The organism is Cellulomonas hominis (assembly GCF_005239125.1).
Classification (GTDB): domain Bacteria; phylum Actinomycetota; class Actinomycetes; order Actinomycetales; family Cellulomonadaceae; genus Cellulomonas; species Cellulomonas hominis_A.
In genome coordinates this window covers 1-20,721 of the sequence record NZ_SZYE01000053.1, presented here as the reverse complement: position 1 = coordinate 20,721, position 20,721 = coordinate 1, and the positions used below count along the sequence as shown (strand labels likewise).

At 75.1% G+C, this 20,721-nt stretch carries 21 protein-coding genes; 3 read left to right on the top strand and 18 right to left on the bottom strand.

Annotated features, from left to right (window positions below):
- A partial coding sequence (locus tag FA014_RS19935) for a hypothetical protein (protein ID WP_195969216.1) occupies positions 1 to 270 on the top strand: 270 nt, incomplete at its 5' end.
- A 201-nt stretch (positions 271 to 471) separates the two neighbouring features.
- On the opposite strand, the gene FA014_RS21010 is transcribed toward FA014_RS19935, so the two are convergent.
- From FA014_RS21010 to FA014_RS08680, 6 genes are all read right to left on the bottom strand, one after another.
- Complete coding sequence (locus FA014_RS21010; protein ID WP_328288185.1) at positions 472 to 1,407, bottom strand: SseB family protein; 936 nt, start codon at positions 1,405 to 1,407, stop codon at positions 472 to 474.
- Positions 1,404 to 2,144 carry a bifunctional 1-(5-phosphoribosyl)-5-((5-phosphoribosylamino)methylideneamino)imidazole-4-carboxamide isomerase/phosphoribosylanthranilate isomerase PriA gene (gene priA / locus FA014_RS08700; RefSeq protein ID WP_154729298.1) on the bottom strand — a complete coding sequence of 247 codons (741 nt, stop codon included), beginning with the start codon at positions 2,142 to 2,144 and terminating at the stop codon, positions 1,404 to 1,406. The genes FA014_RS21010 and priA overlap by 4 nt, the downstream gene beginning before the upstream one ends.
- Positions 2,145 to 2,205: 61 nt before the next feature.
- Positions 2,206 to 2,853, bottom strand: a complete 648-nt coding sequence (gene hisH, locus FA014_RS08695; RefSeq protein WP_154729297.1) for an imidazole glycerol phosphate synthase subunit HisH — start codon at positions 2,851 to 2,853, stop codon at positions 2,206 to 2,208.
- 102 nt (positions 2,854 to 2,955) lie between these two features.
- The gene (locus FA014_RS08690; RefSeq protein WP_230322985.1) at positions 2,956 to 3,582 is read right to left on the bottom strand and encodes a hypothetical protein; all 627 of its coding nucleotides are present in this window, start codon (positions 3,580 to 3,582) and stop codon (positions 2,956 to 2,958) included.
- Positions 3,579 to 4,193 carry an imidazoleglycerol-phosphate dehydratase HisB gene (hisB, locus tag FA014_RS08685; RefSeq protein WP_154729296.1) on the bottom strand — a complete coding sequence of 205 codons (615 nt, stop codon included), beginning with the start codon at positions 4,191 to 4,193 and terminating at the stop codon, positions 3,579 to 3,581. The genes FA014_RS08690 and hisB overlap by 4 nt, the downstream gene beginning before the upstream one ends.
- Positions 4,190 to 5,320 carry a histidinol-phosphate transaminase gene (locus FA014_RS08680; RefSeq protein ID WP_154729295.1) on the bottom strand — a complete coding sequence of 377 codons (1,131 nt, stop codon included), beginning with the start codon at positions 5,318 to 5,320 and terminating at the stop codon, positions 4,190 to 4,192. The genes hisB and FA014_RS08680 overlap by 4 nt, the downstream gene beginning before the upstream one ends.
- Positions 5,321 to 5,421: 101 nt before the next feature.
- On the opposite strand from FA014_RS08680, the gene FA014_RS08675 reads away from it, so the two are divergent.
- The gene (locus tag FA014_RS08675; protein WP_154729294.1) at positions 5,422 to 7,611 is read left to right on the top strand and encodes a RecQ family ATP-dependent DNA helicase; all 2,190 of its coding nucleotides are present in this window, start codon (positions 5,422 to 5,424) and stop codon (positions 7,609 to 7,611) included.
- Positions 7,612 to 7,647: 36 nt separating this feature from the next.
- On the opposite strand, the gene FA014_RS08670 is transcribed toward FA014_RS08675, so the two are convergent.
- Complete coding sequence (locus FA014_RS08670) at positions 7,648 to 8,085, bottom strand: hypothetical protein (protein ID WP_154729293.1); 438 nt, start codon at positions 8,083 to 8,085, stop codon at positions 7,648 to 7,650.
- Positions 8,086 to 8,150: 65 nt separating this feature from the next.
- Complete coding sequence (gene hisD / locus FA014_RS08665; protein WP_154729292.1) at positions 8,151 to 9,473, bottom strand: histidinol dehydrogenase; 1,323 nt, start codon at positions 9,471 to 9,473, stop codon at positions 8,151 to 8,153.
- A 64-nt stretch (positions 9,474 to 9,537) separates the two neighbouring features.
- Here hisD and FA014_RS08660 point away from each other — a divergent pair, with 64 nt between their 5' ends.
- A complete protein-coding gene (locus tag FA014_RS08660) occupies positions 9,538 to 9,756 on the top strand; it encodes an RNA-binding S4 domain-containing protein (RefSeq protein ID WP_230322984.1) in 219 nt (72 codons plus the stop codon).
- A gap of 221 nt (positions 9,757 to 9,977) precedes the next feature.
- On the opposite strand, the gene dnaE is transcribed toward FA014_RS08660, so the two are convergent.
- The 10 genes from dnaE to FA014_RS08610 all read right to left on the bottom strand — a co-directional run.
- The gene (gene dnaE, locus FA014_RS08655) at positions 9,978 to 13,556 is read right to left on the bottom strand and encodes a DNA polymerase III subunit alpha (protein ID WP_154729290.1); all 3,579 of its coding nucleotides are present in this window, start codon (positions 13,554 to 13,556) and stop codon (positions 9,978 to 9,980) included.
- Between the two features lie 77 nt (positions 13,557 to 13,633).
- Positions 13,634 to 14,569, bottom strand: a complete 936-nt coding sequence (locus FA014_RS08650) for an RluA family pseudouridine synthase (RefSeq protein WP_154729289.1) — start codon at positions 14,567 to 14,569, stop codon at positions 13,634 to 13,636.
- Entirely contained in the window at positions 14,562 to 15,275 is a 714-nt protein-coding gene (locus FA014_RS08645) for a signal peptidase II (RefSeq protein ID WP_154729288.1), read from the bottom strand. Before FA014_RS08645 ends, FA014_RS08650 begins: the two co-directional genes overlap by 8 nt.
- Positions 15,276 to 15,361: 86 nt before the next feature.
- Positions 15,362 to 15,820 (bottom strand): TraR/DksA family transcriptional regulator, encoded by a 459-nt coding sequence (locus FA014_RS08640; protein WP_154729287.1) that lies wholly within the window; start codon positions 15,818 to 15,820, stop codon positions 15,362 to 15,364.
- A gap of 117 nt (positions 15,821 to 15,937) precedes the next feature.
- Complete coding sequence (locus FA014_RS08635) at positions 15,938 to 16,594, bottom strand: DivIVA domain-containing protein (RefSeq protein WP_154729300.1); 657 nt, start codon at positions 16,592 to 16,594, stop codon at positions 15,938 to 15,940.
- Positions 16,595 to 16,751: 157 nt separating this feature from the next.
- Positions 16,752 to 17,042, bottom strand: a complete 291-nt coding sequence (locus tag FA014_RS08630; RefSeq protein ID WP_154729286.1) for a YggT family protein — start codon at positions 17,040 to 17,042, stop codon at positions 16,752 to 16,754.
- Positions 17,043 to 17,066: 24 nt separating this feature from the next.
- Positions 17,067 to 17,549, bottom strand: coding sequence for a cell division protein SepF (locus FA014_RS08625; protein ID WP_154729285.1), 483 nt, complete (start codon positions 17,547 to 17,549; stop codon positions 17,067 to 17,069).
- Between the two features lie 123 nt (positions 17,550 to 17,672).
- Positions 17,673 to 18,434, bottom strand: coding sequence for a peptidoglycan editing factor PgeF (pgeF, locus tag FA014_RS08620; RefSeq protein ID WP_154729284.1), 762 nt, complete (start codon positions 18,432 to 18,434; stop codon positions 17,673 to 17,675).
- Between the two features lie 4 nt (positions 18,435 to 18,438).
- On the bottom strand, positions 18,439 to 19,692 hold the full coding sequence (gene ftsZ / locus FA014_RS08615; protein ID WP_154729283.1) for a cell division protein FtsZ: 1,254 nt from the start codon (positions 19,690 to 19,692) through the stop codon (positions 18,439 to 18,441).
- A gap of 141 nt (positions 19,693 to 19,833) precedes the next feature.
- On the bottom strand, positions 19,834 to 20,721 hold an 888-nt coding region (locus FA014_RS08610), incomplete at its 5' end, for a cell division protein FtsQ/DivIB (RefSeq protein WP_230322983.1).

Here is a 20,721-nt window from a genome sequence, read left to right as displayed (position 1 = left end):
CGCTGGCACGGCGGGCCGGGTCGCGGGCCGCTCCTGCGGGGGCCGCTGTGGCCGTTCGGCGCGGGACGGCCCGGGGGGCGCGGGGTCGGGGCGGCGGACGCCGGCGGCTACGCCACGCGGGTCAAGCCGCTCGGGGTGTTCGTCGTCGACGACGAGGGCGCGCACTGGCAGCCGGCCCTCGACCTCAACCGCATCATCCTCGGCGGTCAGGCCGTCGGGGCGGTGGCGACGGTCGCGCTCGCCTGGGCGCTGCGCCGCCGCCGCCGCTGAGCCAGCGCCGGCGTCGAGCCGCCCGCCCGCGCCGGTTCGCCGGCTCCCGCCGGGGCGCCGGGTCGCGCTGGCGGACCGCGAGCGTGCAACCGACACGTCGAGCGAGCATCCGCCGACTACCCCCTCGACGTGTCGAATGCACTCTCGGCGGCGCGGGTGGGCGACGGCGCAGGGTCCCCGGCGGAGCGGCCGGGCGCCGGGTCAGCGGAGGCGGACCTCGACCGAGTCGACGCGCCGGGTCACCGTGTCGTCGGCGGCGAGCGCCTCGCCGACCCGGCGCAGGACGCCGTCCAACGCCGTCCGGTCGAGCCCGGGGACCAGCGTGAGGACGACGGCCACCTCGGCCCGGGAGCCGGGGACGGCGTCGACGTCGACGACCGGCCCGGGCGTCCCGGGCGACGGGACGGGCGACTCGGGGCGACGGCGGCGGAACCATGACCGGCCCGAGGAGCCGGCGGACGTGCTCTCGCGCGCAGACGCGCCCGTGGACGCCTCGGCTGCGTGCGCGGGGGTCGCGCCGAGCACCGCGGCCCGGACGGCCGCGCGCACCTCGGGGTCGACGGACGCCTCGGCGGCGCCGTCGGAACCGGACGCGCCGAGACCTGCCGCGCCGCCCGCGCCTGCATCCGCGCCACCGCCCGCCCCTGCGCCCGGGAGCACCGCGGGCCGCCACGGCTGCTGCTGCGCCAGGGCCCACACCGCGGGCCGCGGCAGCAGCGCCGTGACCGGCCCGCCCGCGTCGAGCACCAGCAGCTCCCAGCCCTCGCTCACCGCCGACAGCGCGGCGCGCACCACGTCGGTCGGCACCGGGCGCGCGTCCCGCCGCCACGCGGCCATCGCCGCGACGGAGGAGAACACGGGCAGCGCCGTGCGACCGTCCGGCGCCTGCAGCGCCACGATGCCCGCGGACGCCTCCTTGTCGACGGTGTGCGCGTGCCCGCCGACCTCGACCGTCTCGGCCGCCTCCAGCTCCGCCAGCACCGGGACCAGCACCCGGGTGCCGGCCAGCGCCTCCACGACGCCGGCGAGGGTGCCGGTCCCGTCGCCGAGCGCGGCCAGCGCCGCCGCGACCCGCGGGTCGGCGCTGCCGTCGTCCCCGGCGAACGCCGAGGTGGGCGGGAGCTCGCGCCCGGTCACGGGCGCCCGGCGACGTCCAGGGCCTCGGGCAGCGTGAACGCGCCCGCGTACAGGGCCTTGCCGACGATCGCGCCCTCCACGCCGACGGGGACCAGCTCGCGCAGCACCCGGAGGTCGTCGAGGGAGGAGATGCCGCCGGACGCGACGACCGGCGCGTCGGTGCGCGCGCAGACCTCGCGGAGCAGGTCGACGTTCGGGCCGCGCAGGGTGCCGTCCTTGGTCACGTCGGTCACGACGTACCGCGAGCAGCCCACGGCGTCGAGGCGGGCCAGGACCTCCCAGAGGTCCCCGCCTTCACGGGTCCAGCCCCGGGCGGCGAGCGTCGTGCCGCGGACGTCGAGGCCGACGGCGATCGCGTCGCCGTGCCGCGCGATCGCGTCGGCGGTCCACTCCGGGTCCTCCAGCGCCGCGGTCCCCAGGTTGACGCGGGTGGCGCCGGTGGCGAGCGCGCGCTCCAGCGACGCGTCGTCGCGGATGCCGCCGGAGAGCTCGACCTTGACGCCCTTCGTCGACAGCACCTGCGCCACGTCGGCGAGCAGCTCGGCGTTCGACCCGCGCCCGAACGCGGCGTCCAGGTCGACGAGGTGGATCCACTCCGCGCCGCCCGCCTGCCAGTCGAGCGCCGCGGCGAGCGGGTCGCCGTAGGAGGTCTCCGAGCCGGCCTCGCCCTGGACGAGCCGGACGGCCTGGCCGTCGGCGACGTCGACGGCGGGCAGGAGCTGCAGACGGTCGGACATGGGTCTCCTCGTTCGGGGCGTGCGGTGGTGCGGGGGCGCCGGGCGGCTGCGGCGCGCAGCGTCAGTCGAGCGAGCCGACCCAGTTCTCGAGCAGCTGGGCGCCGGCGTCCCCGGACTTCTCGGGGTGGAACTGCGTGGCGGCGAGCGGCCCGTTCTCGACGGCGGCGACGAACCGCCCGCCGTGCTCGGACCAGGTGACCAGCGGGGGGGTCAGGCGCTCGGCGTCGACCTGGTCGGAGAGCGGGAACGTCCGGGCCGCGTAGGAGTGCACGAAGTAGAACCGCTGGTCCTCGATGCCGGCGAACAGCCGGGTGCCCGCGGGCGCGTCGACGGTGGACCACCCCATGTGCGGGACGACCTCGGCCTCCAGCCGGTCGACGGTGCCGGGCCACTCGCCCAGCCCCTCGGTCTCGACGCCGTGCTCGTCACCGCGGTCGAACATGACCTGCATGCCGACGCAGATGCCGAGCACGGGGCGGCCCCCGGCGAGGCGTCGGCCCACGATCTGCTCGCCGCGGACGCCGCGCAGCCCGGCCATGACGGCCGCGAACGCCCCGACCCCGGGGACGACCAGCCCGTCGGCGTCGGCGGCGTGCTGCGCGTCGGACGTCAGCTCGACCTGGGCGCCGACCCGCTCGAGGGCGCGCACGGCCGAGCGGACGTTCCCGAATCCGTAGTCCAGGACGACGACACGAGGCTGGCTGGGCACGTCCCCAGGCTACCGGCCGCGCGCAGGAGCACCCGCTGGCGTCCGGTGCGCGGGACGTGCGCTCCGTCACCCGGCGGGCCGGCGCGACGGGGCGGGCGCGGGTCAGTCGCGCTTGCGCCGCCCCCCGGACAGCGCGCGCATGGCGGCCCACCGGGACATCCCGACGCTGGTCTCGACGCCGTCCACCTCGCCGACCGGCGTCCCGCCGACCAGCAGCTCGTCGAGCACGTCGGGCGCGCCGGAGAGCACGAGGCCGGCCGCCAGGTCGTCCTCCTTCTCCCCCGCCGACCACCGGCTGGCCTGGATGCGGCCGGCGCGACGGTCCATGAGGATCACCGGCGACGTCCGCAGCATCCGGGAGATCGCCGCGGCGGCCTCGGCCGTGCGGGCGGCGTCGGCGGCGTCGCGCAGGACCGCGAGCGCCCCGACCGGGGACGGCACGGCGTCGACGTCCACCCCCGCCAGCGAGCAGGCGGCGGCCAGCGGGCGCGCGCCCGCGACCTGGGTCACGACGATGGCGACGACCGGCTCGTCCGGCTCCGCCGCGGCGGCCTCGAGCCCGGAGAGGTCGTCGGGGACCTCGACGGACGGGCGGTCCCCGGCGCGCGGCTCGTCCGGTGCCGCGTCCAGGCCGTCCAGACCGGACAGGTCGTCCGGGACCGTGAACCCGAGGTCGTCGTCGTCCGGGCGGTCGCCCGCACCCGGCGTGCCGGTGCCGTCCGCGGTCACAGCGCGCCCTTCGTGCTCGGGATGCCGTCGACGCGCGGGTCCAGCGCCACCGCGAACCGCAGCGCGCGGGCGAGCGCCTTGAACTGCGCCTCCACGATGTGGTGCGGGTCGCGGCCGGCGAGCACGCGCACGTGCATGCCGAACGCGGCGTGGTGCGCGATCGACTCGAGCACGTGCCGGGTCAGCGACCCGGTGAAGTGCCCGCCGATCAGGTGGTACTCCTGGCCCTCGGGCTCGCCGGAGTGCACGAGGTACGGCCGGCCGGACACGTCGACGACGGCCTGCGCCAGCGCCTCGTCCAGCGGCACGGTGGCGTCGCCGAACCGCGCGATGCCCCGCTTGTCGCCCAGCGCCTGCCGGAGCGCCTCGCCCAGGCAGATCGCCACGTCCTCGACCGTGTGGTGCGCGTCGATGTGCGTGTCGCCGGTGGCCCGGACGGTGAGGTCGATGAGCGAGTGCTTGCCCAGCGCGGTGAGCATGTGGTCGTAGAACGGCACCGTGGTGCTGATCTCCGTGCGCCCCGTGCCGTCCAGGTCGACCTCGACGACGACGCTGGACTCGCTCGTCGTGCGCTCGACCCGGGCGGTGCGCCCGCCGGTCCTCGTGCTCAAATCTCCAGCACCTCCCACAGCGCGGCGGTGAACGCCGCGGTCTCCTCCGGGGTGCCGACCGACACCCGCAGCCATCCTTCCGGGCCGACCTCGCGGATCAGCACGCCCCGGTCCAGCAGACCCTGCCAGACCTCGTGGCGGTCCTCGCCGACCTGGAACAGCACGAAGTTCGCGTCCGACTCCGCCACCCGCAGCCCGCGGTCGCGCAGGTCGAGCACGAGCTGGTCGCGCTCGGCGCGCAGCGAGCCGACCTGGGCCCTGAGCTCCGGCGCGTGCCGCAGGGCCGCGCGGGCCGTCGCCTGCGTCACCGCCGACAGGTGGTACGGCAGCCGGACCACCCGCAACGCGTCGACGAGCTCCCGCGAGGCGGCGAGGTAGCCGACGCGGGCGCCCGCCAGGCCGAACGCCTTCGACATCGTGCGGCTGACGGCCAGGTGCGGGTGCTCCGCCAGCAGGGTGAGCGCCGAGTCGACGCCCTCCCGCCGGAACTCCGCGTACGCCTCGTCGACCACGACCACGCAGCCGCCGGGCACCTCCGCCGCCGCGGCCAGCACCGCGCGCACGGTGTCGAGCTCCAGGGCGGTGCCGGTGGGGTTGTTCGGGCTGGTGAGCAGGACGACGGACGGCGTCTCGCGGGCGATCAGCTCGCGGGCCCCGGCCGGGTCGACGTCGAACTGCTCCGTGCGCCGGCCGGCCACCCAGCGGGTGTGCGTGTCGCGGGCGTACTCCGGGTACATCGAGTACGTGGGCGCGAACGACACCGCCGTGCGCCCGGGGCCGCCGAACGCCTGCAGCAGGTGCAGCATGACCTCGTTCGACCCGTTGGCCGCCCACACCTGCTCGGGGGCGACGCGCACGCCGGACTCGACCGCGAGGTAGTCGGCCAGGTCGGCGCGCAGGGCCAGGAACTCGCGGTCCGGGTACCGGTTCAGGCCGTGCGCCGCCTCGGCGACGGCGGCGGCGATGTCGGCCACCACCTGCTCCGACGGCGGGTACGGGTTCTCGTTGACGTTGAGCAGCACCGGCACGTCGAGCTGCGGGGCGCCGTAGGGCACCTCGCCGGCCAGCTCGGGGCGCACCGGCAGCACGGGCCGCGCGGCCTGCGGGGCGGTGTCGGGTGCGGTCACCGGGCGATCGTATCCGCGGTCCGGCCGCGGCACGGCGGTCGTCCACAGGCGGGCATCCCGGGGGCGCGTCGTGTCGGGGGCGGTGGCTAGGGTCGGGGGCGATGACTGACGTGGACCAGCACACACCGACCGGGCCCGATGCGGCCGAGCGCGCCGCCCTGCGCGAGGAGGCGGAGACCGTGCTGCGCCGGCTCGTGGGGCGGGACGACGCGCGGTTGCGCGACGACCAGTGGCGGGCGATCGACGCGCTCGTCAGCGACCACCGGCGCGCGCTCGTCGTGCAGCGCACCGGGTGGGGCAAGTCCGCCGTGTACTTCGTCGCGACCGCACTGCTGCGGGCGCGCGGCGCCGGCCCGACCGTGCTGGTGTCCCCGCTGCTCGCGCTCATGCGCAACCAGGTGGCCTCGGCGCAGCGCGCGGGCGTCAAGGCCGCGACGCTGAACTCCGCCAACGTGACCGAGTGGGACGACGTGCACGCGCAGATCGCCGCGGGCGACGTCGACGTCCTGCTCGTCTCCCCGGAGCGGCTCACCCACCCCCAGTTCCGCGACGAGGTGCTGCCCCGGCTGGCCGCCGACGCCGGGCTCGTCGTGATCGACGAGGCGCACTGCATCTCCGACTGGGGCCACGACTTCCGCCCGGACTACCGGCGGATCCGGACGCTGCTGGGCGAGCTGCCCGCCGGGATCCCGGTCCTCGCGACGACCGCGACCGCCAACGCCCGGGTGACGGCCGACGTCGCCGAGCAGCTCGGCACCGCGGTGCGCGACGACGTCCTGGTGCTGCGCGGCCCCCTCGACCGTTCCAGTCTCGACCTGTCCGTCGTCCGCCTGCCCGACACGGCGGCGCAGCTGGCGTGGCTGGCGCAGAACCTGCCGGCATTCGAGGGCTCCGGGATCATCTACTGCCTGACCATCGCCGCCGCGCAGCAGGTCACGGAGCACCTGCGCGCGGCCGGCCTCGACGTGCGGACCTACACCGGCCAGACCGACCCGGCCGAGCGCGAGGTGGCCGAGGCCGACCTGCTCGCGAACCGGGTCAAGGCGCTGGTCGCGACCTCGGCGCTGGGCATGGGGTTCGACAAGCCGGACCTGGGGTACGTGATCCACGTCGGGGCGCCGTCCTCCCCCATCGCCTACTACCAGCAGGTCGGTCGCGCGGGTCGCGCCGCGGAGGCGGTCGGCGGGCGCGCGGCGGCCGTGCTGCTCCCCGGGCGCGAGGACCGCGCGATCTGGGAGTGGTTCGCCTCGACCGCGTTCCCGCCCGAGGACGACGTGCGGGCCGCGCTGCGCGCGCTGCGCGAGGGCGGCACCCTGTCGACGGCGGCGCTGGAGACGCACGTCTCGCTGCGCCGGTCCCGGCTGGAGCAGATGCTCAAGGTGCTCGACGTGGACGGCGCGGTGCGCCGGGTGCGCGGTGGCTGGGAGGGCACCGGCCAGCCGTGGTCCTACGACGCCGAGCGGTACGACCGGGTCACGGCCACCCGCAAGGCCGAGCAGCAGCTCATGGTCGACTACGTCACCACCGAGGGGTGCCGGATGGCGCACCTGCGGCGGGCGCTCGACGACCCGGAGCTCGCCGGCCCCGCGGGCGAGGCCTGGCGGTGCGGGCGGTGCGACCGGTGCACCGGGACCGCCGTGGGCGTCGCCCCCGACGCCGAGCACGTCGCGGGCGCGCAGGCGCTGCTCACCGCCGCCGGGGTGGCGGTCGACCCGCGGCGGCAGTGGCCGACCGGCATGGCCACGCTGGGCCTGGACCTGCGGGGCCGCATCCCGACGGAGGAGAACGCGGAGCCCGGCCGCGCCGTCGCGCGTCTCGACTCCGTCGGCTGGGGCGGGCTGCTGCGGGAGCTGTTCGGCGGGGAGCCCGACCCGGCCGCGTCGCTGCCGGCCGCGCTGCGGGACCCGGTGCTCGCGACCCTGGACGCCTGGCGGCCCGAGCACCGGCCCGAGGGCGTCGTCGTGGTCCGGTCCGCCACGCGGCCCGCGCTCGTGGAGCACCTCGCCGCCGGCGTCGCCCGGCACCTCGGCGTGCCGCTGGTGGGCGCCGTCGTGCCCCGCCCGGACAGCCCGCCGACGCGCCACGACGTGAACTCGGCGCACCGGCTGGCGGCGGTCGCGCGCCGGCTCGAGCTCGACCTGGCGCCCGCCGCCGCGGCCGGGCTGCCCGGTCGCGCGGTGCTGCTGGTCGACGACCGCACCGACTCGGGCTGGACGCTCACCGTCGCGGCGCGGCTGCTCCGGCAGGCCGGCGCGGCGGCGGTGCTCCCGTTCGTGCTGGGCGTGGGCTGACCAGGGCCGTCGCGCCTGGGCTCACCTCCGCGGCCGTCAGCCCGCGTCGTCGTACCCCGCGTGGTCGTCGCCGTCCAGGTCGGTGCACAGGCCGTACGCGTGCTCCGGGCCGAACCGGGAGACGCAGTCGGCGTACCCGGCGATGATCCGATACGGGTCGCCCTCGTTCCCGGTCGCGTCCGAGCAGTCCGGGTGCGACCCGGGCTCGCACGGCTCACCCGGGGTGGGGTCGTCGGCAGGTGCGGCCCCGGCGGACGGGTCCGCGCCCGGCGTCACGGCGGCCGACGGCTCAGCCGTCGCGGCGTCCGGCGACTCGCCGGTCCCGGGTGTGCGGTCGGCCTCCGGTGCCGCGTCGGCGGTCGCCGCACGACTGGCGCCGTCGGACGGCTCCGTGGCCGGGTCGTCGCACGCGGTCAGCACCCCGGCGAGGAGCACGAGGGCGACGACACCGAGCCGACCAGATCGCGTACGCACGGGCCGACGGTAGCGCGGGTCGGGCCGATCCGGCCGCCGATCGGGATCGCGTCGGCGGTCGCGCGTCAGAACCGCGCGCGGACGGCCTCGCCGTGCGCGGGCAGGCCCTCGGCGTCGGCGAGCGCCACGATCCGGCCCGCGACCTCCCGCAGCGCGTCCGCGTCGTACTCGACCACCTGCACCGCGCGCACGAACGAGTGCACGCCCAGCCCGGAGGAGAAGTGCGCGCAGCCGCCGGTCGGCAGCACGTGGTTCGACCCGGCCATGTAGTCGCCGAGGGACACCGGCGAGTACGCGCCCACGAAGATCGCGCCCGCGCTGGTCACGCGCTCGGCGACCGCGGCGGCGTCGACGGTCTGGATCTCCAGGTGCTCGGCGCCGTACGCGTTCACGACGTCGAGCCCCGCGTCGAGGTCGTCGACCAGCACGATCGCGGACTGCTGCCCGGACAGCGCCTGCGCGACCCGCTCGGCGTGCCGGGTGGACTGCACCCGGTGGACGAGCTTGGACTCCACGGCGCCGGCGAGCTCGATCGACGTCGTCACCAGCACCGACGCCGCCAGCGGGTCGTGCTCGGCCTGGGACACCAGGTCGGCGGCGACGTGGTCGGCGTCGGCCGTGCCGTCCGCCAGCACCGCGATCTCGGTCGGGCCGGCCTCGGCGTCGATCCCGACGGCGCCGCGGACCAGACGCTTCGCCGCCGCGACGTAGACGTTGCCCGGGCCGGTGATGACGTCGACGGGCTCGCACAGCGTGTCGCCGTCGGCGGCCTCGGACCCGGCCGCCCCGTACGCCAGCATGCCGATCGCCTGGGCACCGCCGACCGCGTACACCTCGTCGACGCCGAGCAGGGCGCAGGTCGCCAGCACCACCGGGTCGGGCAGGCCGCCGTTGTCCTTCTGCGGCGGGGAGGTCACGGCGAGCGAGCCCACGCCCGCCTCCTGCGCGGCGACGACGTTCATGATCACCGACGACGGGTAGACGGCCAGGCCGCCGGGCACGTACAGGCCGACCCGGCGGACCGGGATCCACCGCTGCCGGACCTGCGCGCCCGGGGCCACCTGCACGGTGTGGTCGGCGGGCCGCTGCGCGGCGTGCACCTGGCGCACCCGGCGGATCGTCTCGTCCAGCGCCGCCCGGACCTCGGGGTCCAGCACCGACACCGAGGCGGCGATCGTGTCGGCGGGCACCCGCAGGTGCTCGGGGCGCACGCCGTCGAACCGCTCAGCCAGATCGCGCAGGGCGGCGGCGCCGCGGGCGCGGACGTCCGCGAGGATCGGCTCGACGGCCGCGGCGGCGGACTCGACGTCCAGCTCGGGCCGCGGGAGCGTCTCGAGCAGCTCGCGACGGGACAGGGTGCGACCACGCAGGTCGATGCGGGAGATCACGCCCCGAGTCTATTCGCGCCCGGCGAGGCGGGCCGCCCGCGTCCGCCCCTGGCAGGATGAGCCGGTGACCATCGTGCCGATCTCCGACGACTCCATCCGCCTCGGGCAGTTCCTCAAGCTGGCCGGCCTGGCCGACTCGGGCGCCGACGCCCGCACGCTCCTGGACGAGGGCGAGGTCAAGGTCAACGGCGAGCCCGAGTCCCGCCGCGGCCGCCAGCTGCGCAAGGGCGACGTGGTGGAGGTCGACGACCCCCGCGGCTCGAACTCCGCCGAGGTCGGCTGACCGCACGCCCGCACGCCCGCACGCCCGCACGCCCGCACGCCCGCACGCCCGCACGCCCGCACGCCCGCACGCCGAGCTTGCACTCCTTGCGGGGTTCCGAGGCCCGGAACCCCGCAACGAGTGCAAGCTCGGCGGGACAGCGGCGCGCTCGCGCGATGCTGGCTCGGTGCGCGCGCCGAGCGGTGCGCGCGCCGAGCGGTGCGCGCGCCGAGCGGTGCGGGTCAGACCGGGACCGGGGTGGCCGTCTGGAGGCAGCCCGGGCCGAGCAGCGCCTTGAGGTCGCCGTACAGCGCCGGCGAGCGCTCGACCCGCCAGCCGTCGCTCGGGACCACCAGCGACCGCCGTCCGTTCGCGCGCGCCACCCGCAGGTGCAGCTCCGTCATGCCGGGGTGCGTCTTCATCACCTCGAGCAGCCGGTCGACCACGGGCGGCGTCAGCCGCGCCTCGGACAGCGTGACGACCACGGGGGCGTCGGCCACGGCCGACAGGTCGGGCAGCGACACCTCCATCGCCTGCAGCTGCATCGCGTCGTCCCGGCGGCGCACCCGCCCGCGGACCACGATGACGGCGTCCTCGGCGAGCACGGTCGAGTAGGCCAGGTAGGTCTCGCCGAAGAACATGATCTCGACGGAGCCCTCCATGTCCTCCAGCGTCACGGCGGCCCACGGGTTGCCCTGCTTGGACATCTTGCGCTGCAGCGACGTGATGAGGCCGGCCACGACGACGGTGGACCCGTCCGGCCGCGCCTCGTCGGCGTTGAGCGTCGCGATCGACACGTCGGCCGCGGCGGACAGCACGTGCTCCAGGCCGGACAGCGGGTGGTCGGAGACGTACAGCCCGAGCATCTCCCGCTCGAACTGCAGGCGCTGCTTCTTGTCCCAGTCCGGCACGTCCGGCACCTGGACGGAGAACCCGGGGCCGTCGTCGGTGCCGAGGTCGGCGAACAGGTCGAACTGGCCCTCGGCCTCCTTGCGCTTGACGCCGATGACGGACTCGACGGCCTGCTCGTGCACGAGCAGCAGCGCGCGGCGGGCGTGGCCGAGCGAGTCGAAGGCGCCGGCCTTGATCAGCGACTCGATGGTCCGCTTGTTGCAGACGACGGCCGGCACCTTGTCGAGGAAGTCGGTGAACGACGTGAAGTCGCCCTTCTCCTCCCGGGTGCGGACGATCGCCTCGACGACGTTGGCGCCGACGTTGCGCACGGCGGTGAGGCCGAACCGGATGTCGTCGCCGACGGCCGTGAACAGGGCGGACGAGGAGTTGACGTCCGGCGGGAGCACGGTGATGCCCATGCGGCGGCACTCGCCGAGGTACAGCGCGGACTTGTCCTTGTCGTCGCCGACCGAGGTCAGCAGGCCCGCCATGTACTCGGTCGGGTAGTTCGCCTTGAGGAACGCGGTCCAGTAGGAGACGACGCCGTACCCGGCGGAGTGCGCCTTGTTGAAGGCGTAGCCGGCGAACGGGACGAGGGTGTCCCAGACGGCCTGGATCGCGGGCTTGGAGTAGCCGCGCTCCTTCATGCCGGCCTCGAAGGGGACGAACTCCTTGTCGAGGATCTCCTTCTTCTTCTTGCCCATCGCGCGGCGCAGCAGGTCGGCCTGGCCGAGCGAGTAGCCGGCGAGCACCTGGGCGGCCTTCTGCACCTGCTCCTGGTACACGATGAGGCCGTAGGTGCCGTCGAGGACCTCGGCCAGGGGCTCCTCGAGCTCCGGGTGGATGGGCGTGATCGGCTGCAGGCCGTTCTTGCGCAGCGCGTAGTTCGTGTGCGAGTTCATGCCCATCGGCCCGGGCCGGTACAGGGCGATGACCGCGGAGATGTCCTCGAAGTTGTCGGGGCGCATCTGGCGCAGCAGGGACCGCATCGGGCCGCCGTCGAGCTGGAACACGCCGAGGGTGTCACCCCGGGCGAGCAGCTCGTAGGTCGGCTTGTCGTCGAGCTCGATGTCCTCGAGCTCGATCGGCGGCTTGCCGTTCATCGTGATGTTGCGCAGGGCGTCGTCGAGGATGGTCAGGTTCCGCAGCCCGAGGAAGTCCATCTTGATCAGGCCGAGGCCCTCGGACGTCGGGTAGTCGAACTGCGTGATGACCGCGCCGTCCTGCGGCCGCTTCATGATCGGGATGATGTCGATCAGCGGCTCGCTGGACATGATGACGCCGGCCGCGTGCACGCCCCACTGGCGCTTCAGGTTCTCCAGGCCGCGGGCGGTCTCGAGGACGCGCTGCGCCTCGGGGTCCGCGGCGACGACCTGGCGGAACTCCTCGGCCTCGGCGTAGCGGGGGTGCTCGGGGTCGTACATCCCGGACAGCGGGATGTCCTTGCCCATGACGGGCGGCGGCATGGCCTTGGTGAGCTTCTCCCCCATCGCGAACGGGAAGCCCAGCACGCGCGAGGAGTCCTTGAGGGCCTGCTTGGCCTTGATCGTGCCGTAGGTGACGATCTGCGCCACGCGGTCGTCGCCGTACTTCTCGGTGACGTACCGGATGACCTCGCCGCGCCGGCGCTCGTCGAAGTCGACGTCGACGTCGGGCCAGGACACGCGCTCGGGGTTGAGGAACCGCTCGAAGATGAGTCCGTGCCGCAGCGGGTCGAGCTCGGTGATGCCCATCGCGTAGGACGCCATCGAGCCGGCCGCGGAACCACGGCCGGGGCCGACGCGGATGCCCTGCTCGCGCGCCCACTTGATGAAGTCGGCGACGACGAGGAAGTAGCCGGAGAAGCCGAGCTGCACGATGACGCCGGTCTCGTACTCCGCCTGCTTGCGGACGTCGTCCGGGACGGACCCGTTGTACCGCCGCTGCAGGCCGCGCTCGACCTCCTTGATGAACCAGGAGTTCTCGTCCTCGCCGTCCGGGACGGGGAACCGCGGCATGTAGTTGGCGCCGGTCGGGAACTCGACGTCGCACCGCTCGGCGATGAGCACGGTGTTGTCGACCGCCTCCGGCAGCTCCGCCCAGGTGCGGCGCATCTCGGCGGCGGACTTCACGTAGTAGCCGTCGCCGCCGAACGCGAACCGGGAGCCGCCCTGGTCGTAGGTCGGCTCGTCGAGCGTCGACCCGGACTGCACGGCGAGCAGCACCTCGTGCGCGTGCGCGTCGTCCTTGGTCGTGTAGTGCAGGTCGTTGGTGGCGACGAGCGGAGCGCCGATCTGCTCGGCCAGGCGGATGAGGTCCTTGATGGTGCGGCGCTCGATGTCGAGCCCGTGGTCCATCACCTCGACGAAGAAGTTCTCCTTGCCGAAGATGTCCTGCAGCTCGCCCGCCGCGCGCACCGCCTCGTCCCAGTGGCCCAGCCGGAGCCGGGTCTGCACCTCGCTGGACGGGCAGCCCGACGTCGCGATGAGGCCCTCGGAGTACGTCTGGAGCAGCTCGCGGTCCATGCGCGGCCACTTGCCCATCTGGCCGTCCAGGGACGCGAGCGACCCCATCCGGAACAGGTTGTGCATGCCCTCGGTGGTGCGCGACAGCAGCGTCATGTGCGTGTAGGCGCCGCGCGCGGAGACGTCGTCGGACGCCTGGTGCGCCTCGCCCCAGCGGACGCGCGTCTGGTCGAACCGGCTGGTGCCCGGGGTCACGTACGCCTCGACGCCGATGATCGGCTTGATGCCGAGCTTGCGGGCCTGGGAGTAGAAGTCGAACGCGCCGAACAGGTACCCGTGGTCGGTGATCGCCATCGCCGTCTGGCCGAGGCGCTGGGCCTCCGCGAGCATCTCCCCGACCCGTGCCGCGCCGTCCAGCATCGAGTACTCGGAGTGGACGTGCAGGTGGACGAAGTCGGACCCGTTGCTACCACCTGATGCCATGCGAGCCATCCTAGGTCGACGCCCCGACACGCCCGGACCGCCTCGCCGCCCCCGCGGCGGACGTCACACCGCGGGGTTCAGCGGTAGCCGTCCCGCAGCGTCTCGAGGGCGTGCGACAGGTCCGCCGGGTACTCGCTGGTGACCTCCAGGTGCCGCCCGTCGGCGGGGTGGGCGAAGCCCAGCCGGACCGCGTGCAGCCACTGCCGGGTCAGCCCGACGCGCTGCGCCAGGGCAGGGTCGGCGCCGTAGGTGAGGTCCCCGACCAGGGGGTGCCGCAGCGCCTGGAAGTGCACCCGGATCTGGTGGGTGCGCCCGGTCTCCAGGTGCACCTCGCACAGCGACGCGGCGGGCAGCATCTCCAGGACCTCGTAGTGGGTCACCGAGGGCTTGCCGTCGGCGGTGACCGCGAACTTCCAGTCCTGGCCGGGGTGCCGCCCGATCGGGGCGTCGATCGTGCCCGTGGTGGGCTCCGGGTGGCCCTGGGCGAGCGCGTGGTAGACCTTGTCGACCGTGCGCTCCTTGAAGGCGCGCTTGAGCACCGTGTACGCCTGCTCGCTCTTGGCGACGACCATGAGGCCCGAGGTGCCGACGTCCAGCCGGTGCACGACGCCCTGGCGCTCGGCCGCGCCCGAGGTGGAGATCCGGTAGCCGCGGGCGGCGAGCACGCCGACGACCGTCGGCCCGGTCCACCCGGGCGACGGGTGCGCCGCGACGCCGACCGGCTTGTCGACCACCACGACGTCGTCGTCCTCGTACGCCACGCGCAGCCCGGGCACGTCGTCCTCGGTCGGCACGGCGGACACCTCGGCGACCGCGGGCAGCTCGACCTCGAGCCACGCGTCCCCGGGCAGCCGGGCGGACTTGCCCACCGCGACGCCGTCGACGCGCACGTGGCCCGCCTCGGCGAGCTCCGCCGCGCGGGTGCGGGACAGCCCGAGCATCCGGGACAGCGCCGCGTCGACGCGCTCGCCGGCCAGGGCGTCCGGCACGGGCAGGGTGCGGACGTCAGCCATCGGCGCGCCCGCCCCCGCTCGCGTCGCCGGCGCCGTCCGCGGCGGCGCCGTCCGTCGCGGGCTCCTCCCGGCGCTCGCGCGTCCCGTCGAGCCGCACGCCCATGAGCGACAGCAGCATGAGCAGGCCGGCCGCGGCCACGATCGCGATGTCGGCGACGTTCCCGACGAACAGGTCGCCGTAGGCGATGAAGTCCACGACGTGCCCCATGAACACGCCCGGGTCGCGGATCAGCCGGTCGACCAGGTTGCCGAGCGCGCCGCCGAGCAGCAGGCCCAGCGCGATCGTCCAGCCCGTCGACCCGAGCCGCCGGGACACCCGGATGATGACCACGACGACGGTGATCGCCACGACCGTCAGCAGCCAGGTGGTGCCGGTCGCGAGGCCGAGTGCGGCGCCGGGGTTGAACAGCAGCTGCAGACCGAGCAGGTCGCCGAGCACCGGGTGCCGGACGCCCTCGTCGAGGCCGGCCAGCGCCCAGGCCTTGGTCGCCTGGTCGAGCACCAGCGTCACCGCGGCGAGACCGACCAGGGTGGCCACGAGGCGCCGGCGCCGGGCGGGCGCCACGTCGGCGCGGGAGCCGTCCTCGGGCTCGGCGGGCCGCGGGGCGGCGGCGGGCTCGACGTGGTCGGGGGCGGACGGCGCGGGGGCGGACGGCGCGGCGTCGCGACGCGCGTCGTCGGCCGCGGGGCCGGAGGTGGCGGACATCGGGCAGGAGTCTACGGGCGCGCGGACGCCCGGACGCACGACGGCCCCCGGGCGTCGCGCCGGGGGCCGTCGTGGAGCGGGGTGCGTCAGCGGCGCTCCTCGCGCTGCTTGCACGACACGCACAGCGTCGCCCGCGGGAACGCCTGCACGCGCGCCTTGCCGATCGCCTCGCCGCAGGAGTCGCAGCGGCCGAACGTGCCGGCGTCGATGCGGGCCAGGGCGCGCGTGGTCTGCTCGAGCATGTCCCGGGTGTTGTTCACCAGCGTCAGCTCGTGCTCGCGCTCGAGCGCGCTGGAGCCGGAGTCGGCCTGGTCGTCGCCCGCGCCGTCACCCGAGTTGCGGAGCAGGTTCGACAGCTCCTCGTCGGCGGCGGCGAGCTCGGAGGTCAGGCGGTCGATCTCGCTGATCAGCTCCGTCGCGACCTCCTGCACCTCCTGCTCGGTCCAGGGCTCCTCACCGGCGCGGACCGGGAACCGGGTGGCCGCGTCCGTCAGGTCGGGCAGCGGGCGGGCGGCGCGCGCGTCGAGCGAGTCGTTGATGGCCACGTCGGGTCCTCTTTCCTCAGATGAGTCCGCAGAGACTAGTCGCCCGTGACCTGGACGCACAACACACCACGCCCGAGGCCGGGCGTGGTGTGTCGTGGGTGACGAGCGTGCGATCCGTCAGACGGACGGGGTGGCACCCTGGGCGCCGCGCTGCGGGAGCGCGCTCGCCCGGTTGTCGAGGTCGCCGAGCAGGTTCTCGAGGTAGCTCTTGAGCCGGGTGCGGTAGTCGCGCTCGAAGACGCGCAGCTCGTCGATCTTCCGCTCGAGGATCGACCGCTCCTGCTCCAGCTCCGAGAGCGTGCGGGCCGAGGTCTCCTCCGCCTCGTGCACGATGCGCTGGGCCTGGCCCTTCGCCTCGTTCACGATGCGGTCGCCCTCCTCCTGGCCGCTGCGCACGTAGTCGTCGTGGAGCTTCTGCGCCAGGGCGAGCATGCCGGTGGCCGACTCGGGCTCGCTCTGCCGCTGCGGCGCGACCGGCGCGGTGGCGACCGGGGCCGGAGCCGGGGCGGCGGCGGGGACCGGGGCGGGCGCGGGCTTCTCGGCCTCCGGCTTCGGCGCCTGGGCGGCCTGCGCCCCCTGGCGGCTCAGCTCGGCGATCCGGCGCTCGGCCGCGGCGAGCTTGGACTTGAGGTCCTCGTTCTCGCTCTGGGTCTCCCGGAGGGTGTTCACGACCTCGTCGAGGAAGTCGTCGACCTCGTCCTGGTCGTACCCCTCGCGGAACTTCGTCGCCTGGAACTTCTTGTTCAGGACGTCGTCTGCTGTCAGCAGTGCCATCGTCGTCACCTCTTCGGTCGTACTGGGTCGAGCCGGTGGCAGTCCGCCGACCACCTCGGGCCACCGTAGCGGACATTCCGGTTTGTGCACGCGACCCGGTCGGCGGGGCGCGGGCGGGTGCCGGCCACCGGGCCGGCGTGCTGCGCGCGGGTGCGCGTCATGCGGCGAGCGCCCCCAGCAGGGAGAGCAGGAACGAGCAGCCGAGCATGAGCACGAGGAACGCCAGGTCGAGGCGCACCGAGCCCAGGGTCAGCGGCGGGATCAGCCGGCGCAGGGCGCGCAGCGGCGGGTCGGTCACGGAGTACGTGACCTCCGCGACGACGAGCGCGGCACCCCGCGGGCGCCAGTCGCGCGCGAAGTACTGCACCCAGTCGAGGACGAGGCGCACGAGCAGGACCAGGATGAAGGCCAGGACGACGATCTGCAGCAGGCCGAGGACGAGGGTCACGCGTCCCAGTCTCCCCGATCCCCGTCAGCTCTGGTTGAAGAAGCCGGCACGGGAGGCCTCGGGGGCCCGCCCGTCGCCGGTGATCTCCACCGACTGCGGCGACAGCAGGAAGACCTTGTTGGTCACCCGCTCGATCGCCCCGTGCAGGCCGAAGATCAGCCCGGCCGCGAAGTCCACCAGGCGCTTGGCGTCGGCGTCGTCCATGTCGGACAGGTTCATGATGACCGGCGTGTTCTCGCGGAACGCCTCGCCGATCTTGCGCGCGTCGTTGTACGAGCGCGGGTGGATCGTGGTGATCCTCCGCACCTCGCCGTCGCGCCGCGGCGCGGGGGCGGCGGCGACGGGTCGCTCCGGCACCGGCTCGCGGCGCAGCGGCGTGACCTCGGCCTCGTAGTCCTGTCCCACCGTCGCCTCCGGCTCGTCGTACTCGTCGACGTACTGGTCGTGCTCGCCCCGGTCGTCGGCAAGCCCGAGGTACAGCATGGTCTTGCGCAGCGCTCCGGCCATCGCGATCACTCCATCCCCGAATTGCTCACATCTCCTGCGCCGTCACGCTAGCAATGCGCCTGGATGCGACCGCGCTCCGACACGCGGCGTGTCGGCGTGTCGTGCGATCAATTTCCGGACATATCAGTCGATCGGCATTTCCGCGAGCGCGACGACCCCGGCGAACCGCCCCGTGGTCGTCCCGGCCCGCTGCGCGCGCCGGTGCGAGTAGAACCGGTCGTCCGCGTCGGTGCACCACCCGGTGAGGCGCACGTCGCCGACGCCGGCGGCGCGCAGCACCGCGGCGACGCCGCCCGGCAGGTCGAGCCCGGGCGTGCCCGCGTCCGTCGTGCAGGCGGTGCCGGGGACCGCGGCGTCGACCTCGTCGCGCATCGCGGCCGGCACCTCGTACCGCGCGCCGCTGATCGCGGGGCCGACGACGGCACGCACCCGGGCCGGGTCGGCGCCGCGGGCGACCATCGTCGCGACCGCGGCCTGCACGACCCCGGCGACCAACCCGCGCCGCCCGGCGTGCGCCGCGCCGACGACGCGCGCGACCGGGTCGGCCAGCAGCACGGGCACGCAGTCCGCGACCAGCACGCCGACCGCCGTGCCGGGGACGGCCGACACGAGCGCGTCGGCCTCCCCCACCGTGTCCGCCGCGGCCTCGTCCGGGCCGCGCACCAGGTGCACGTCCGCGCCGTGCACCTGCGTGGCCCACGCCACGGGCGCGCCGGCCCAGGCCGCGACCCGCGCGCGGTTCTCCCGCACGTGCGCCGGGTCGTCGCCGACCAGCAGCCCCAGGTCGAGCTCGGCCCACGGCGGCGCGCTGACCCCGCCCGCGCGGGTGGTGAACCCCGCGCGGACGCCGGGGCCGAGGTCGACCCCGAGGACCGGCAGCGCCACGGGACTACTTGAGGAAGTCGGGCACGTCGAGGTCGTCCTCCTTGCGGCGGGCGACCTCCTCCTCGAAGATCCGCGGGACCTCGAGCGGGCTGGTGCCCGCGGCCTGGTCCGGGGTGAGGAACGCGGGGACCTCGGCGGCCTGGCGGCGCTCCTCGTCCGGGCCGACCGGGCGCGGCGGGACGGCGGCGTGCGCCGCGGTCGTCGTCGGCACGGCGGCGGCCGGCGGGATCGAGGCGGGGACCTGCGCCGCGGCCTGGCCGGCGCCGGCGCTCACCTGGCCGAGCCCGCGGGTGTCGCGGCGGACCACCGGGGAGCCGCCGTCGAAGCCGGCCGCGATGACGGTCACGCGGACCTCGTCGCCCAGGGCGTCGTCGATGACCGCGCCGAAGATGATGTTGGCCTCGGGGTGCGCGGCCTCCTGCACCAGGCGGGCGGCCTCGTTGATCTCGAACAGGCCGAGGTCGGAGCCACCCTGGATCGACAGCAGCACGCCGTGCGCGCCGTCGATGCTGGCCTCGAGCAGCGGCGAGGAGATCGCCAGCTCGGCGGCCTGGACCGCGCGGTCCTCGCCGCGGGCCGAGCCGATGCCCATGAGGGCCGACCCCGCTCCCTGCATGACGGACTTCACGTCGGCGAAGTCCAGGTTGATCAGGCCCGGCGTGGTGATGAGGTCCGTGATGCCCTGGACACCGGACAGCAGCACCTGGTCCGCGGAGCGGAACGCGTCGAGCACGGACACCGAGCGGTCCGAGATCGACAGCAGGCGGTCGTTCGGGATCACGATGAGGGTGTCGACCTCGGCGCGCAGCGCCTCGATGCCGGAGTCCGCCTGCACCGTGCGGCGGCGACCCTCGAAGGTGAACGGGCGCGTGACCACGCCGATGGTGAGCGCGCCGAGCGAGCGCGCGATCCGGGCCACGACCGGCGCGCCGCCGGTGCCGGTGCCGCCGCCCTCGCCCGCGGTCACGAAGACCATGTCGGCGCCGCGCAGGACGTCCTCGATCTCCTCCGCGTGGTCCTCGGCGGCCTTCTTGCCGACCTCGGGGTCCGCGCCGGCGCCGAGGCCGCGGGTGAGCTCGCGACCGACGTCGAGCTTCACGTCGGCGTCCGACATGAGCAGGGCCTGCGCGTCGGTGTTGATGGCGATGAACTCGACACCCTTGAGGCCGACCTCGATCATGCGGTTCACGGCGTTGACGCCGCCACCACCGATGCCGACGACCTTGATGACCGCCAGGTAGTTCTGCGGAGCTGCCACGGTGGGTGCCTCTCGTCTCGCGATGTCGACGAACCTTCACCCTCAAGTTGAGGGTTATAGTTATGTCAGTTCTGTCTAGGTGTGACGGTATGTGCCGTGCCGGGGTCGTTCAACGACCGGTGCGCGCGTGTCGGGGCGGGATCACCCGACGACGGGCATCGTCGGCGCGGTCACGTCGTACCGCGCGGACCCCGCCGTCTCGGGTGCCGCGCGCAGGGCCTGCAGGACCGCCACCTTGAGCGCGGAGTCCTGCGCGCTCCCCCACTCGACGGTCGCGCCGTCCCGCAGGGTGAACCGCACCGTGTCCTGGGTGCCCGCGGACACCTGCCCGATGGCCGCGAGCAGGTCCTCGGGCAGCGCCTCCAGCACGCCGAGCGCCGCGGACAGGATCCGCGCGTCGCCCACCGGCACCTCGACGACCGGCAGGCCCTCCGGCGGGGCGTCCGCGCGGCCGACCTTGACGCCGTCCTGGTCCACCAGGGCGTAGCCGGCGCCGGACGCGTCGTCGCCCTCCGCGTGCTGGGCGACGTCGGCGGCCTCGGGCACCGCCGCGACCGGCTCGCGGGACACGAGCTGCACCGCGAGGCCGTGCGGCCAGTCGCGGGTGACCGTCGCGTCGCGCACGCCGGGGACGTCGAGCAGCCGCTGGCGCAGCGCGGCGGTGTCCAGCCGCGTGAGCGGGGTGCCGCCCTCGTCGTCCACCACGGCCCGCACCTGGTCCACGGCCACCACGGTCCCGGCCCCCGCGACCCGCACCTGCTCGGTGTCGAGCGCGAACGCCGGGGACAGCAGCATCAGCCAGGCGAGCGCCGCGACCACGACCACCGAGCCGGCGGCGATGAGGATCTGCCGCCAGGCCAGGCGGCGGCGGGCACGGGCGCGCTCGGCGAACCGCGCGGCCGAGCCCTGGCTGACCACGGGGGGCCGGACGGGGAACGCGCCGGTGCGCGGGGCGAGGGCGGTGGAGCCGGAGCTCCGGCGCCCGCTCGCGGCGGCCGGCGCCGCGGGGGTCTCCGCCGTGCGCTCGGG